This window comes from Nocardia sp. bgisy118, assembly GCF_057708605.1.
This window is the reverse complement of record NZ_JBYISM010000017.1, coordinates 68,017-83,445: the sequence shown is the minus strand read 5'-3', so window position 1 is coordinate 83,445 and position 15,429 is coordinate 68,017. Positions and strand designations below refer to the sequence as shown.

Genomic DNA, 15,429 nt, shown 5'->3' with positions numbered 1-15,429 from the left:
CGGTGACGCTGTGCGGCGTCCACACCGTGTGTGGGAGCGGAGCTGACTAGCTCGGGTCGGAGCCGCGGATGGCGGCGAGCCAGGTGGTGGTGGCGGCGGCGACGCAGAGCGCGCCGGTGAAGGTGAGGAGGGCGCCGCCGTCGATGTAGATCCAGAGCAGAGCGGCGAAGGGGGCCGCGATGGCGGATTGGGCGTCGAACAACAGGCGGCGGGTCAGGCGGGTGGCGGTCGCGGCGAGCAGGGGTGCGTCGGGGTCGGGTCGGGTCGGGTTGTCGACGAGGCGGCCGGGCGGCTCGGTGTCGCGCGCCCGGCCCGACGGGTAGAGGCGCAGGTCCGCGGTGCGGATGACGCGTCCGCCCCGCGCCTCGGTCTCCGTCATGGTCAGCAGCGCCGGATCGAAGTACACCGGCAGCCAGCGGCGCGAACCACCCGAGTCGGTGACCTCCAACCAGGACCTGCTCACCAACCGGTGCTGCTGCCGAATCCGAGCGACCCGAAAGGCTCCCGAATCCGGCAGTCCACAAGGCAGCATGCCGAAGGCCATCGAAAGCCGAATCCCGGTGTAGCCCAGGATCGCCAGTGCCACCGTCGTCAGCGCCGCCAACTGGTCCACGGTGGCGAACGGCGCCCACGCGGCACAGACCGCGAGGGCGCCGAGCGTCACGCCGATCGGATAGGCCAGCGGATGGCCTCCGAAACTCACTTCAGGAAGCCGACTTTGGTGTAGTCCGGCGTGGCGAGGCCGAACGCGCCGTAGTTGGCGAGGTTGTCGCGCACCGCGTAGGTGCCCGAAGCCTGGTTCAGCGGAATCGAATAGCCCTCGGCGAAGATCATCTGATCGCTCTGGTTGGCCAGCTCGATCGCCTTGTCGGGGTCCAGCTCCGCGATGGTCTTGTCGATCAGGGCGTTGAGCTCCGGCGACCCGATGCGGGCCTTGTTGCCCATCAGGTTGTTCGGGTCGTAGTAGTAGATCTGCTGCAGCGCACCGAGCGGCAGCGCGCTGCCTTGCCAGCTGAACTGGGCGATGTCGAAGTTGCCCGGATCGATGACGTCCTTGAACAGGCCGGTGCCCGGCACGGTCTGGATGGTCAGCTTCACGCCGACGGCGGCCAGGTTCTGCTGCACGATCTGCGCGGTCTGCACCCAGGCGTCCTGCTGGTACATCACGTCGCGGATCTCCAGCCTCCGGCCGTCCTTCTCGCGCACGTCGCCGTTGAGCTTCCAACCGAGCTGATCCAGCATCCGCGCCGCCTCGGCGGGGTCGTAGGAGATCGGCGCGGCGTTGTCCTGGTAGCCCTTCTGGCCGGCCATGAAAATGTGGTTGTTCAGCGGCTTCGGGTTGTCCACCACGCCGTTCTGCGACGCGGTGACGATGCCCTGCCGGTCGATGGCCTTGGAGATGGCGATCCGCAGCTGCGGGTCCTCCAGCAGCGAGCCGGGCGCGCCGTTGAAGGTCAGGTGCGACCAGGCCGGTTCCGGCGCGCGCCGGATGACGACGTTCGCCGCGTTGCGCGCCGCCGTCACGTTCTCGATGCCCGACATGTAGGCGATGTCGAGCTCGTTGTTCTGGATCGCGGGCAGCCATGCGCTGTGGTCGAGCACGCTGAAAGTGATGGTGTCCAGCTTGGGGGTGTCGCCCCACCACTTCGGATTGCGGCTCAGGGTGATGCGCTGCTGCGCACGGTCGATGTTCGTGATCACGAACGGGCCCGCGCTCAGCGTCAGACCGTCCCGGTTCGCGGTGTTGAACGCTTCGGGAGACCCGGTGACCGACTTCGGGTAGAGCGGGCTGAACTGGCCGCGCCATTCGCCGTAGGACTGGTCGAACGTGACGATCGCCTGCCGGTCGTCCGCGCCGCGCTCGACCTTCGCCACCCGGTCGAAGCCGCTGAGCCCCGCGATCAGGTACGCGTTGTCCTTACCGCTGAGCGCGTTGGCCTGGGAGCGCAGGTCCTCCCAGGTGATGGGGCTGCCGTCGGACCACACGGCTTTCGGGTTGATGGTGTAGGTGACCTGCTGCGGGCTGGTGTTGGTGAGCTGCACATCGGTGAAGAAGTTGTGGTCCACCGAGAGCTCGCCCGCCGCGTTGCTGACGAACGGCGCGGGCATGGTCGGGCCCGCCACCAGCCCGCCGCTCTCGGTATTGCCGTCCACCTGGAGCACGTTGAAGTTCTCCGGGAACGAACTCAGCACCAGGCGTAGATTCCCGCCTTCGCGCAACTGGCTCGGGTCCACCGGATTGATGTCGTTGGTGCTGCCGATCGTGCTGGTGCCGGGCGTGATGCTCCCGCTGTCCGAACAACCGGTCAGGATCAGGCCGAGCGCGGCGAGTGGCGCCGCCAATCGGGTGGTCAAGGAGCGTGTCCGCATAGAGCTGGTCCTTCCACATCTGTCGACGCCTGATCGGTGTCGCCGCGTCATGTCGCCGCGGCATCACATCACTTCACGAAGCCGACTTTAGTTGCGTCGAAGGAGGCCAGCCCGAACGCGCCGTAATTGGCCAGGTTCTCGCGCACCGCGACGGTGCCCGCCGACTGCACGATCGGCACCGAGTGGCCGATGTCGAAGATCATCTTGTCGGCGCGGTTGGCCAGCTCGATGGCCTTGTTCGGGTCGAGCTCGGAGATCGTCTCCTCGATCAGCGCGTTCAGTTCGGGGCTGCCGATGCGACCCTTGTTGCTCAGCCGGTTGTTCGGGTCGTAGGCGTAGATCTGCGGCAGCGCGCCGAGCGGGAGGATGCCGCCGGACCAGGTGAACTGGCAGATCTCGAAGTTGCCCGGATCGATCACGTCGGTGAAAAGGCCGTTGCCCGGGTAGGTTTGGATGATCATCTTCACGCCCACCTTGGCCAGGTTCTGCTGGGCGATCTGCGCCATCTGAATCCACGTGTCCTGCTGGTACATCACATTGCGCAGTTCCAGCTTGCGGCCGTTCTTCTCGCGGACGTCGCCGTTGAGCTTCCAGCCCAGTTCGTCGAGCATCCGCGCGGCGCCCTCGGGGTCGTAGGCGACGGCGGCGGCGTTGTCCTGGTAGCCCTTCTGGCCGTTGAGGTAGACGTGGTTGTTCAGCGGCTTCGGGTCGTCGACGATGCCGTTCTGCGTCGCGGTGGCGATGCCCTGCCGGTCGATGGCCTTGGAAATGGCGATCCGCAGCTGCGGGTCCTCCAGCAGCGAGCCCGGCGCACCGTTGAAGGTGAAGTGCGAGAACCGCGGCGCGGCGGCGCGGCGCACCTTGATGCCCGGCGAGTTGGTCGCGGTCTTCACCTCGTCGATGCCGGATACGGAGGCGTAGTCGAGCTCGTTGTTCTGCAGCGCGGAGATGCGCGCGGAGTAGTCGAGCACGCTGAAGGTGATGGTGTCGAGCTTCGGGGTATCACCCCACCACTTCGGGTTGCGCTTCAGCACGATGCGCTGCTGAGCGCGGTCGATCGAGTCGATCAGGAACGGACCGGACGAGATCGGCAGGCTGTTGCGCGCCCAGTTCTCGAACGACTCCGGCGATCCGGTCGACGCCGTCGGGTACAGCGGGTTGAACAGGCCCTGCCATTCGGCGTAGTGCTGCCCGAAGGTGACGATCGCCTGCCGGTCGTCGACGCCACGCTCGACCTTGTCGACCCGGCTGTAGCCCTGGGTCGCGCGCACCTGGTACGCCGTGTTCCGCCCGCTCAGCGCGTTCGCCTGGGAGCGCAGATCCTCCCAGGTGATCGGGCTGCCGTCGGACCAGACGGCTTTGGGGTTGATGGTGTAGGTGATCTGCTGCGGATTGGTGTTGGTGAGCTCGATGCGGGTGAAGTAGTTGGCATCGGTCGTGAGCTCACCCGCCGCGTCGGAACTCACCGTGCCGGGCAGCGTCCACTCGACGACGTCCCCGACGTCGCCCGAGGCGTCCACGTGCGAGGAGTTGAAGGTCTCCGGGAAGCTGGTCAGCGCCAGGCGCAGATTGCCGCCGTCGCGCAACTCGCCGGGATCGCGGGGATTGATGTCGTTGCTGGTGCCGATCGAGCTCGAGCCGGACTGCACGGAGGCGTCCGCGCCACAGCCCGCCAGCAGCAGCGCGACGGCCAGCGCGGGCGCGGCGACCCCGAGGCCGAGCCGACGACGAGAAGAGAGGGCTGCGGTCATTTCACGAATCCGATCTTGGTGTAGTCGTAGGACGCCAGGCCGGGAGAGCCGAAGTTGGCCACTTCGGCGCGTACGCCCCAGCTGCCGTCCGACTGGGTGAGCGGCAGCGAGTGCCCCTCTTCGAACACTTTGCGGTCCACCTCGTTGGCCAGCTCGATGGCCTTCGCGGGATCCAGCTCGCGCAGGGTGCGCTCGATGAGCGCGTTCAGTTCCGGCGAGCCGATGCGGCCGAAGTTGCCCTGCAAGTCGTTGGGGTCGTAGTAGTAGATCTGCCGAATGCTGCTGAGCGGGAAGGCGTCGCCCTGGAACACGAACTGGGCGGCGTCGAAATCACCCGGCTGGATGACGTCGGTGAAGTAGCCCGCGCCCGGTTTGGTGTCGATCACGAGCCCGACGCCGATCTGCGCCAGATTCTGCTGGATGATCTGCGCGATCTGCACCCACAGCGCGTCGTTGTACATCACATCGCGGATGATCAGCTTGCGGCCGTCCTTCTCGCGGACGTCGCCGTTGAGCTTCCAGCCGAGCGCGTCGAGTTCGCGCGCCGCCGCGGCGGGATCGAACGGCAGGCTGTTGTCCTGATAGCCACGCTGTCCTTGCAGGTAGACGTGGTTGTTGAGCGGCTTCGGGTTCTCCACCAGGCCGTTCTGGATGGCGGTGGCGATGCCCTGGCGATCGATCGCCTTCGAAATGGCTACGCGCACCGCGGGATCGGCGAGGATCGAGCCGGGCGCGCCGTTGAAGGTGATGTGCCGCCAGCGGTTGCCCGGCGCCCTGCGGACCTCGAGGCCGCCGGTGCCCCGCACGTTCTTCACGTCGTCGATGGAATTGAGCACCACCGCGTCGATCTCGTTGTTCTGCAGCGCGGCGACCCAGGCGCTGCGATCGAGCACCGAGTAGGTGATGGTGTCCAGCTTGGGACGCTCGCCCCACCAGTTGGGGTTGCGGCCCAAGATGATCCGGCCCTGCCCACGGTCGGTGGACTGCACCTGGAAGGGCCCCGCCGACGGTCCCATCGCATCGGCCAGGCTGTGGTTGAACGCATCGGGATCCTGCGTCACCGATTTCGGGAACAGCGCGGCGTTGCCCGCGAACTGGCCGCGCCATTCGGCGTAGGGGTGGTTGAACGTGAGGACGGCCTGGCGGTCGTCGACGCCGCGCTCGACCTTCTCCACGAACTCGAAACCGTTGGTGATGGCGATCAGGAACCGCTTGTCCTTGCCGCTCAGCGCGTTCGCCTGGGAACGGATGTCCTCCCAGGTGATCGGGGCGCCGTCGGACCAGACGGCCTTCGGGTTGATGGTGTAGGTGACCTGTTGCGGATCGGTGCCGGTCAGCGCGACGTCGGTGAAATAGTCGTGGTTGATCGACAGTTCGCCCGCGGCATCGGTGTCGAACGCGCGCGGCATCATCGGGCGCTCGATATCGGCGATGTCGGCCTCGTTCCCGTCGTTGGACAGGGTGTTCCAGTTCGCCGGATACGCGGTGGTCGCCAGCCGGAGGTTGCCTCCCTCGCGGACCTCCTCGCGGGGTGTGGGATTGATGTCGCTGGTGGTGCCCAGCGCGTCGGACAGGCCTGCGGCCGAGTCGTCGTCGCCCGCGCCGCACCCGGCGGCGATCAGCCCGACCGCCACCGCGCCCGCGACCCAGCGCATTCCCCTCGAACGGATCCGCATGCTGCCCTCCTGACTATCCGCCGACCACCGGCATGGGTACCGCGTCGATCAGCCTGCGGGTGTACTCGTGCGAAGGGCTGGCGAAAATCTGCTCGGCCGGGCCGGATTCGACGATCTTGCCTCGGTACATCACCGCGATGTGATGGGCCAGGTTGCGCACCACCGACAGATCGTGCGAGACGAACAGATACGACAGCCCGCGCTCGGTCTGTAGATCGCGCAGCAGGTTCAGCACACCGGCCTGGATGGAGACGTCCAGCGAGGACACCGGCTCGTCGAGCACGAGCAGTTCGGGGTCCAGTGCGAGGGCGCGCGCGATGCTGATGCGCTGCTTCTGGCCGCCCGAGAAATCCGCCGGGTAGCGGTCGGCGTGTTCGGGACGCAGGCCGACCTGCTCGAGCAGTTCCGGCACGCGGCGGGCGATCTCGGCGCGCGAGCGGCCGTCGATGCGCAGCGGTTGGGCCAGCGCGTCGAAGATCGGCAGGCGCGGGTCCAGCGATGCGGTCGGATCCTGGAAGACGATCTGCATCGTGCGCCGGATCTCGCGCCGCTCGGCCTTGGTCAGGGTGGACACGTCGCGGCCCATGATCTCGATGGTGCCCGACTGCGGCTGCACCAGGTCGAGAATCTGGGTGAGCGTGGTGGATTTTCCGGAACCCGACTCGCCGACCAGCGCCAGCGTTCGTCCGGCGAGCACCTCGAAGCTGATGCCGTCGACCGCGCGCACCTCGCCCTTGCGGCGCTGGAACACCACGCCCGAGGTGATCGGGAAGGTCTTGACCAGGTCGGTGACCCGAAGCACCACGCCCTTGCCGGTCTCGGACTCGGCCTTCGGCTCCTCGATCTCGGAACGGTAGGCCTCGAACAGCCCGTCCGTGCCGACCTCTCCGGTACGGATGCAGGCGGCGGCGTGGCCGGGTTCGGTCCTCTCCAGCGGCGGCTCGGCGGCGCGGCACTGCTCGATCGAGATCGGGCAGCGCGGCGCGAACGAGCAGCCCGGCGGCAGCGCGTGCATGGCGGGCGGCGCGCCGACGATCGGGATGAGCGGCCTGCGCGCGGGACCGTCCATGCGCGGGATCGAGCCGAGCAGCCCGACCGTATACGGCATCCGCGGCGCGTTGAACAGTTCGCTCGCCGTCGCGGTTTCGACGATGCGACCCGCGTACATCACCGCGACCCGGTCGGCCAGCGTCGCGGCGATACCCATGTCGTGGGTGATCATGATGACGCCCGCGCCGGTGATGTCGCGCGCCTTGCGCAGCAGATTCAGGATCTGCTTCTGCACGGTGACGTCCAGCGCGGTGGTCGGCTCGTCGCAGATGATCAGCGCCGGATCGTTGGCGATGGCCATCGCGATCACCACGCGCTGGCGCATACCGCCGGAGAACTCGTGCGGGAAAGCCTTGGCGCGCGTCTTCGCGTCATCGATGCCGACCAGTTCCAGCAGCTCGACCGCCTTCTCGGCGGCTTCCTTCCTGCTGTGCGCGCCGTGCGCGAGCAGCGCCTCGGCGATCTGATCGCCCACCCGGTACACCGGGGTCAGCGCGGAGAGCGGGTCCTGGAACACCATGCTGATCGAGCTGCCGCGCAATCGCGACATCTCCCGATCGCCCAAGCCGAGCAGCTCCCGCCCGCGCAGCCGGATGGACCCGTTGACCCGGGCCTGCTCGGGCAGCAAACCCATCACCGCCAGCGACGACACCGACTTGCCCGAACCCGATTCGCCGACGATGGCGAGCACCTCGCCGTCGGCGACGCTGTAGGTCACCCCGCGCACGGCGTCGATGCGGCCCTCCTCGCTGGGGAAGGAGACCCGCAGATCGGCGACTTCCAAGAGGGGCGCGGTGGAATTGGCGGTCATGCGTCAGCCTTCTTTGCCTTCTTGCGCGCCCGAGCCCGCTTGGCGCTCGGGTCGAACGCGTCGCGCAAGCCGTCACCGACCAGGTTCGCGCACAGCACGGTGGTGATCAGCAGGCCGCCGGAGAACAGGAACAGCCACGGGTAGGTCAGCGCGGACTTGGTGCCCGCCGCGATCAGCGAGCCGAGCGAGACATCGGGCGGCTGCACGCCGAAACCGAGGAAGCTCAGGCCGGTCTCGGCCATGATCGCCGCGCCGACGGTGAGCGTGGTGTCGATGATCAGGATCGACGCGATGTTGGGCACGATGTGGCTGACGATGACGGTCCGCGTCGGCGCGCCCATATACCGTGCGGCCTTGACGAATTCGCGATCACGCAGGCTCAGCGTCAGACCGCGCACGATGCGCGCGCTGATCATCCAGCCGAACACCGCGAGCAGCACGATCAGCAGCGCGATCGAACCGCTGCCCTTCGTGCGCGGTGCGAACAGCGCGATGATGATGAAGCTGGGCACCACGAGCAGCAGGTCGACGAACCACATGATGGCCCGGTCGGTCCAGCCGCCGAGCAGCCCGGCGAGCGCGCCCGTGGTCGCCGCGATGGTGGTCGAGATGAGCGCCACGCACAGGCCGATGATCAGCGATTTCTGCAAGCCACGCAGGGTCTGCGCGAGCACGTCCTGGCCGATCTGGGTGGTGCCGAAGGGATGGTCGGCGCTGGGCGGTTTCAGCAGCGCGGTGTAGTCCATCTGCTGGTAGTCGTACGGCAGGAAGGGCGGCAGCGCGAAACTCGCGACGAACAGCAGCACCAGCACCACGGCCCCGGCGATCGCGGGCTTGTTGCGCAGGAAACGCCGCAGCACCAGCTTGCGCCGCCCAGCCGCGGCGACTTCGGGCGCGCCTTGGACGATGATCTCGGCTTCGGTCATGCTGCTGCCCCCCTGACGGGATTCGCGGGGCCGATTCGATCAGTGGTCATCCCACACGCACCCTGGGGTCGAGAATCGCGTAGACGATGTCGGAGAGCAGGCCCGACACCAGCACGACGAGACCGGCGAACGCGGTCACCGTCACCACCACGTAGAGGTCTTGGGCGTTGATCGAATCGACCAGCCACTCGCCGACGCCATGCCAGCCGAAGATCTTCTCGGTGAACGTCGCGCCGGTGATCAGGCCGCCGAGGCTGTAGGCGAACAGCGTGGCCATCGGGATGAGCGCGGTGCGCAGTCCGTGCTTGTAGAGCGCCTTGTTCCTGGTCAGGCCCTTGGCGCGGGCGGTGCGGATGAAATCGCTCTGCAGCACGTCGAGCATCGCGTTGCGCTGGTAGCGGCTGTAGCCCGCCATGCCGCCGAGCGCGAGCGCCGCGGTCGGCAGCACCAGGTGCTGGAGCCGGTCGACCAGCTGCGGCCAGAACCCCTCGATGGCGCTGGCCGACGTCTCGCCGGTGTAGAGGAATATCTGCGAGCCGGTCGCCGAATTGATCTCCAGCGCCCCGTATTTCAGCAGCGTGGCCAGCAGGAATATCGGGGTACTGAGAATCAACAGCGAGACGACGGTCGTGAAGTAATCGCTGAATTTGTATTGCCGAATCGCGCCTGCCGCGCCGATCAGCACACCGAGCACCGTGCCGACGATCGAACCGACGATCAACAGCCGCAGGCTCACCGCGACCCGGCGCGGCAATTCCTCGCTCACCGGCTGGCCCGCAAGGGTGGTGCCGAAATCGCCGCTGGGGATGCCCTTCAACCAGGTGATATAGCGCTCCGGAATCGGATCGTCGAGGTGCAATTCCTCGGCCTTGGCATCGATCACCGCCTGCGGCGGGCGGGGGTTGCGCTGTTCGAGACTGTCCAGCGGCCGAAATGTCAGCGACGCGAGGCTGAACGTCAGGAACGAAGCCAGCAGCAACAGCACGACATAATTGAGCGCGCGTCGTAGCAGGAAGCCGGTCATCAGTCCTCTGGTTCTCCGGCCGGCCGGGCCGGTGTTCGAGTGTTAGCCCCTGATCATAAGGACGACGCCGCGAACGCGCGTGCCACACATCTGCCCGGGCATGTCCAGCGGACCCGTACCGCTCGCGACCGCCCCGCGACGGTTTTCCGGCAGGATGGAAGAGGTGACGCGCCTGCACCTGCCCAAACCGAAGATGGTGGCCACCGATGTGGACGGCACCCTGATCGATCACGACGAACGAGTGACCGGCCGCACCAAGGCCGCGGTCGCCGCCCTGATCGCCGACGGGGTGCCGTTCGTGCTGGCCACGGGCAGGCCGCCGCGCTGGATCGAACCTGTGGTCGACGGCCTCGGCTTCGCGCCGCTGTGCGTCTGCGGCAACGGGGCGGTGATCTACGACAGCGCCGCGGACAAGGTGCTCGCGAGCCGGACGGTGGACGTCGAGACGCTGAGCTGGATCGCCGACCTGGCCGAGCGCGCGCTACCCGGCTGCGGTCTGGCCGCCGAACGCGTCGGCGCCAGCGCGCACGACGCCGCGACGCCGCAGTTCGTCAGCTCGCCCGAGTACGAGCACGCCTGGCTGAACCCCGACGACACGGCGGTCGCCCGGCACGAGGTGATCGATGCGCCCGCGATCAAGATGCTCATTCGGTTGCGCGGTGCGCTCAGCGGCGACATGCGTGCGGTGCTCGCACCGCTCATCGGCGATCGCGCCGACATCACCTACTCCACCGACCACGGTTTGATCGAGCTGTCCGCGCCCGGCGTCACCAAGGCGTCCGGGCTGGCCACCGTCGCGCAGCGGCTCGGGGTGCAGCACTCGGCGATCATCGCCTTCGGCGACATGCCCAACGACGTTCCGATGCTGGAAATGGCCGGGCACGGCGTCGCCATGGCCAACGCGCACCCGGAGGCGTTGGCCGCGGCCGACGAGGTGACCGCGACCAACGCCGACGACGGTGTCGCACAGGTGCTCGAACGCTGGTGGGTCTGAACGACTTTCAGCCGACCGGCGCTGGATCCGGAGCGACGTCGTCCGCCTGCGTCTCCTCCGAAGTCACCGGCTCGGTGGGAACGGCAGGCGCTGCGGCCGGTACGGGAGCCGGTCCGGGCGGAACCGGCGCGGCGACCGCGTCGCCCTGGTTACGGCGCGACTCCTGCTGGTAGATCTGGTTGTAGGTCCGCCAGACCGTCGTGACGATCCCCGTGATCTTGTTGAGGATCAGCGAGCCGTACTGGAAGTCCGACCTGAGGCCGTCCGGCACCAGGTAGGCGTCGGCGAGCGGCAGACCGAGCATGCCCAAGTCGGCGCCGAGCTGAAGGAAGCGCTCCAGGATCACGCCCGTCACCTCGATGACGCGGTTGTCGGGCGTCGTGTAGACGTAGCCGTTGGCGAACTTGGCGTACTGCTGGCCCTGCGCGGCGGGCATCGGCTCGGACATCGCCTGGCCCAGCGGACCGTCCGGACCGCCCTTGGCCGAGTAGTGCTTGGCGATGATGTTCTCGTCCACCAAGCTCAGCAGCCGTGCCGTCAGCGCGGCGAGCGTCGCCAGATCGGACTCGGTGCGCTCCGGCAGCTGCGGCAGCCGCGGATTCTGTTGCGGCGCGGGGCCGCCCGCCGCGCCCGCGGCGATATCGCGAATCCGGTCCATCAGGTCGTAGGCGGCGTCGCCGGGGCAGGTGGTGTTGCCGACGTCGCGGTGCGCGAACACGATCGGCAGGTCGACGGCCTCGCCTTGGGCGTACGGGGTGTATTCGGTGCCCTCGGAGTACATCGTGGTGTGGCCCTTGGGATCCAGGCCCGCGAGCCTGGTCCGCCAGCCGATGAACTTGCCGACGGCGGTCACCGCCTGGTCCGACGGCGACTCGGACTCGTGATTGCCCATCAAGGCCACGCCCGCGGTGTTCTCGTTGAACCCGCCCGCGTGTGCGCCCTGCACCGGGCGGTCCAGCCCGCCGTAGCGCCCCTCGAAGATCTGGCCGTACTTGTCGACGAGGGCGTTGTACCCGATGTCGCACCAGCCGAGGGTTTGGGCGTGATAGGTGTAGATCGCGCGGACGATGCCCGCCGATTCGGCCTTGCTGTAGTCGTTGCGGCCCGCCGTGTGGTGCACGGTGACGCCGCCGAGGCTGTCGTCGTAGGTGGGTTCGTCGCAGCGAATGGATTCGTCCGCGCCCCACTGCGATCGGGTGATCACGTGCGGTCCGCCGCCGGGCAGCGCGCCTGCGACGTCGGTGAGCGCGCCGTCGATCGCGCCGCGGCCGGGATCGATCAGGACCGCGGTGAGCGACGGCGGGGTGAACTGGGCCGGATCGCCGGTGTGCGGCGCGGCGGCGGGCACGGGTTGCAGCGGACCGGATGCCGGTGCGGTACTAGGAGTTTGCGGTTCCGTAGCAGTGGATTTGCGGGTGACCAGAATCTGGACCGCGTTGGTGTTCCCGACGTAGATCGGCTCGGTGCCTGCGGTGCCACCGGCCGGTGTGCGGTCGTCGCGCCGGGTGTCGATCGGTTCGGACTCGTACCAAGGGCCCCAGGTGCCGTCCGGTTGGCGGGCACGCACCATGGCGCGCGTGTCGGCGAGATCGCGCGCGGTGAGGGCGACGACGCTGAACGGCGTCTCCCGCGCCAGCTCCTTGACCTGCGCGCCTACCTGGTCGAGGAGCTCGTGCGGGAGTGCGCCGGGGGCCAGTGCGGGGGTGTCGGGGGTGGTTCCCTCCGGCAGGGCCGCCGGGTCGGAGATGAAGCGAGCGGCTGGCTTGGGCACCGGGCTCGGCGTCGCGGGGGCGGGAATGGACTGGCCTGGGATGGGTTTGGGGACGGTTTGTACTGGCAGAGGATGCGCGGGGCCCGCGGCGGCGGGACCGGAGGCGGGTTGTCCGGGGATGGCCTGCATGGATTGGCCCGGTACCGCGGGGCTGGTGGTCGGCGCCGTGAAGCCGGGCGCGGCCTGGCCCGGGGCCAGCCGGGGGAGCGGGATCTCCTTCGGCAGCTGGACGCCCGGCGGCAGCGGCAGGCCATCCGGTATCGGGATGGAGCGCGGGATCGGCAGCGTCCGCAAGTCGGATAGTCGCAGGTCGGGGAGGTCGAGGCCGGTGAGTTCGCGCAGCGGGAGGGTGATCTCGGGAGTCTGCGCGAGCAGCACTTCGGCCAGACGCGCGGGCACCGCGGCCAGCTCGGTCTCGTTGGCCGAGCGGTAGTCGGTCGAATCGCCCTGCATGAGTGTCGCGAGCGGAGCCGCTACCGCAAGCGTGGTCACCATGGGGAGCACGTACGAACGTTTCGGTTTGCGGTACGGCACGAGCATCTCCAATCAGGTCGAACCGGTGATCAGGTGCGGAAATCAGGTTTGCTTCCTGATGCATCAACAATCACACTAGTTCACATCTGTCACATCTCTAAACCTTTTGTTGAGAGTTAGAATCACGTAATTGCTCGAATGTAGCTCTCGGAATGCGACCGGACGGAACGACATGCCGACAGGTATCCGACTGATCCGGTCCTGGAACCGTGGGAGATTCGAATGCGACGCAGCCAGCAGCACCGTCCGAGCGCGTGGGGGATCGAAAGAGCGCAGCACACCAGGCGCTTCAGAGTGCGGAACAGAATGCGGCCCGCCCCGATATCGGCGCGGCCCGTGCTCGTCACCGGATGCGCCGCCGTCCTGGCGGGCACTGCCGTCGCGCTCTGGGGCTGGCCGGGGGACACGCCCATCCGGCCGCTTGCCGGCCACGGCCGGGGCATGAGCCAGGTCGGCGCCTTCGACAGCGCCCAGCAGGGTTGGCTCGCCGAACGCATACTCGAGCACTACTACCCGGGCGCGACACTCGGGACCAGCCCGCCGACCAACCTGGCCGTGCGGCTCATGGAACAGGACGGTTCCACCCTCGACGCCTACGCCGAAGCCGGATTCCGGGTGGCGGGCCGGGAAGTGGCGGCGGGCCAGGTCGCTCACCTCACTCCGCTGCCGGACGGCGGCGCGAACGTGGTCGTCACCGTCGGATGCGACGGCGAAGTCCTCTGGCAGACAGTCACTTCCGATCCGTGGATCTATCCCCTCGACCCCAAGCCGAACCGGCCCGCGTCCGAACATCTCACCTTGTGCGGCGGAACCGCCTACCGCGGCTCGCTCGGCCTCGCCACCGAGAACGGGGAGCCGCGCACGATCAACCGCGTCGACGTGGAGGACTACCTGCTCGGCGTCGTTCCGGCCGAAGTCCAGGCGAACTGGGTCGACAAGGGCGCGGGTGAGGCGCTGCGCGCGCAGGCCATCGCGGCCCGGTCGTATGTGCTCGCCGAGCGCAGGTATCCGTACGCGCAGACTTGCGACACCACCGACTGCCAGGTGTATCCCGGGACGGTGAAGGAAGATCCGCGCACCGCCGCGACCATCGCGTCCACCGCGGGCACCGTGCTGCTGCGCGACGGTCGCATCCTGCGTTCGGAGTATTCCTCCGCGCCGGACGGCGGCGAACCCGCCGACATCTACGCCTTCGACGTGGGCCCCACGCCCGCCGAACTCGCGGTGGGTCGTCCGCCGACGGACCCGCGGCCGGATCCGCGCACACGTGCCGCGACCACGCAGTCGCCGATCGACCTCGAATATCAGCGCCGCGGCGGCGAGGCGGGTTCGCTGGGCGCGCCGCTCGGGCCGGAGATGCTGCTGCCGCAGCGGGCGGGCACCTACCGGATGTTCACCAACGGCGTCATCATCGTCACGCCGACGCTCGGTGCGCAGGTGGTGGACTTCACGACGCTGTTGCAGCTCGTACCCGATCCGGGCGGCGTGGGGGCCGCGCCGACGGGTTCGCCGGAGCGGCCTGGTGGGACGCCGGGGTCGAACTCCGCGCCGGCTTCGGGGGCTGCGGTGCCCTCGGGTCGGGAGGTTCTGCCCGGCGGACACGCGCTGCCCGGTGTAGGGGCGTCTATGGGTGGCGGTGTGCAGCCCGGTGAGCGGGTTGCGCCCGGTGCGGGTGCGTCTGTGGGTAGCGGTGTGCCGCCCGGTGAGCGGGTTGCGCCCGGTGCGGGGGCGTCGGGCGGTGGCGGAGCGCTGCCCGGTGCCGCGGCGTCGGCGGGAACCGCGGTGGGAAGCGGCCCGGCGACCGGTGCGCCTGCGCCGTCGGGTGTGCCGCATGAGCAGGCGCCGAACCCGGGGTTCGCCATACCGTCGCTCGAGGAGGTGTTCGGGCGCCGCTGATCGGCGGAGCGCCGCAAGGGTTTCCGGCTCGTGTGCTGTCAGTCCAGTTTGGTGTCGCCCAACGATTCGGACAGTCGGCGCAGCAGGGCGCTCAGTTCTTCGCGGTCCTCGGCGCCGAGGGCCTCGAGCAGGCGCTGTTCGTTGGCGACGTGCAGCGGCAGTAGCTCGTCGACGAGGTTCCTGCCCTCGGCGGTGAGGCGGACGCGGATGGAGCGTCGGTCCTCGGCGCTCGGCACCCTTTCGACCAGGCCTTTGGCCGCCAATCGGTCGATGCGGTTGGTGATGGCGCCGGAGGTGACCATCGCGGCCCGGTTCAGCGCGCCCGCGGTGAGCCCTTTCGCGCCGCCGGAGCGGCGCAGGGTCGCGAGCACGTCGAACTCCCAGAACTCCAGGCCGTGTCCGGCGAAGAAGCGCTTCAGGTCCTGCTCGAGCACCCGGGACAAGCGGGTGATCCGGCCGATGACGTGCATCGGCGAGACGTCCACGTCCGGACGCTCGCGGCGCCAGTGCTCCGTGATCAGGTCGACGGCGTCGCCCATCGCGGACTCCTCTCTGTTCTAAGAATCTCAACATTCATCTACTTGACGATGAGACACCGCTTGGAGTAGATATTTCAACGTTGAGAT

11 protein-coding genes are annotated in these 15,429 nt (G+C 68.3%); 2 read left to right on the top strand and 9 right to left on the bottom strand.

Annotated elements, in window-relative coordinates:
- Nucleotides 1-46: 46 nt before the first annotated feature.
- From AC3EO7_RS21190 to AC3EO7_RS21160, 7 genes are all read right to left on the bottom strand, one after another.
- Nucleotides 47-703: a hypothetical protein gene (locus AC3EO7_RS21190; protein ID WP_435592191.1), complete on the bottom strand. Its 657-nt coding sequence runs from the start codon at nucleotides 701-703 to the stop codon at nucleotides 47-49.
- A complete protein-coding gene (locus AC3EO7_RS21185) occupies nucleotides 700-2,370 on the bottom strand; it encodes an ABC transporter family substrate-binding protein (protein WP_435592190.1) in 1,671 nt (556 codons plus the stop codon). Before AC3EO7_RS21185 ends, AC3EO7_RS21190 begins: the two co-directional genes overlap by 4 nt.
- Nucleotides 2,371-2,438: 68 nt before the next feature.
- Nucleotides 2,439-4,121: an ABC transporter family substrate-binding protein gene (locus tag AC3EO7_RS21180; RefSeq protein ID WP_435592189.1), complete on the bottom strand. Its 1,683-nt coding sequence runs from the start codon at nucleotides 4,119-4,121 to the stop codon at nucleotides 2,439-2,441.
- A complete protein-coding gene (locus tag AC3EO7_RS21175; protein ID WP_435592188.1) occupies nucleotides 4,118-5,797 on the bottom strand; it encodes an ABC transporter family substrate-binding protein in 1,680 nt (559 codons plus the stop codon). The genes AC3EO7_RS21180 and AC3EO7_RS21175 overlap by 4 nt, the downstream gene beginning before the upstream one ends.
- 13 nt (nucleotides 5,798-5,810) lie before the next feature.
- On the bottom strand, nucleotides 5,811-7,658 hold the full coding sequence (locus AC3EO7_RS21170; protein ID WP_431966365.1) for an ABC transporter ATP-binding protein: 1,848 nt from the start codon (nucleotides 7,656-7,658) through the stop codon (nucleotides 5,811-5,813).
- Nucleotides 7,655-8,584 carry an ABC transporter permease gene (locus AC3EO7_RS21165; RefSeq protein ID WP_431966367.1) on the bottom strand — a complete coding sequence of 310 codons (930 nt, stop codon included), beginning with the start codon at nucleotides 8,582-8,584 and terminating at the stop codon, nucleotides 7,655-7,657. Before AC3EO7_RS21165 ends, AC3EO7_RS21170 begins: the two co-directional genes overlap by 4 nt.
- Before the next feature lie 46 nt (nucleotides 8,585-8,630).
- A complete protein-coding gene (locus tag AC3EO7_RS21160) occupies nucleotides 8,631-9,608 on the bottom strand; it encodes an ABC transporter permease (RefSeq protein WP_431966369.1) in 978 nt (325 codons plus the stop codon).
- Between the two features lie 154 nt (nucleotides 9,609-9,762).
- Here AC3EO7_RS21160 and AC3EO7_RS21155 point away from each other — a divergent pair, with 154 nt between their 5' ends.
- Nucleotides 9,763-10,602 carry an HAD family hydrolase gene (locus AC3EO7_RS21155; RefSeq protein ID WP_431966371.1) on the top strand — a complete coding sequence of 280 codons (840 nt, stop codon included), beginning with the start codon at nucleotides 9,763-9,765 and terminating at the stop codon, nucleotides 10,600-10,602.
- Nucleotides 10,603-10,609: 7 nt separating this feature from the next.
- On the opposite strand, the gene AC3EO7_RS21150 is transcribed toward AC3EO7_RS21155, so the two are convergent.
- A complete protein-coding gene (locus AC3EO7_RS21150) occupies nucleotides 10,610-12,868 on the bottom strand; it encodes an N-acetylmuramoyl-L-alanine amidase (RefSeq protein WP_435592187.1) in 2,259 nt (752 codons plus the stop codon).
- 333 nt (nucleotides 12,869-13,201) lie between these two features.
- Between AC3EO7_RS21150 and AC3EO7_RS21145 the strand changes: the two genes are divergently transcribed.
- The gene (locus AC3EO7_RS21145) at nucleotides 13,202-14,803 is read left to right on the top strand and encodes a SpoIID/LytB domain-containing protein (protein WP_435592186.1); all 1,602 of its coding nucleotides are present in this window, start codon (nucleotides 13,202-13,204) and stop codon (nucleotides 14,801-14,803) included.
- A 38-nt stretch (nucleotides 14,804-14,841) separates the two neighbouring features.
- Here AC3EO7_RS21145 and AC3EO7_RS21140 read toward each other — a convergent pair whose 3' ends face one another.
- The gene (locus AC3EO7_RS21140) at nucleotides 14,842-15,342 is read right to left on the bottom strand and encodes a MarR family winged helix-turn-helix transcriptional regulator (RefSeq protein ID WP_435592185.1); all 501 of its coding nucleotides are present in this window, start codon (nucleotides 15,340-15,342) and stop codon (nucleotides 14,842-14,844) included.
- Between the last annotated feature and the right edge of the window lie 87 nt (nucleotides 15,343-15,429).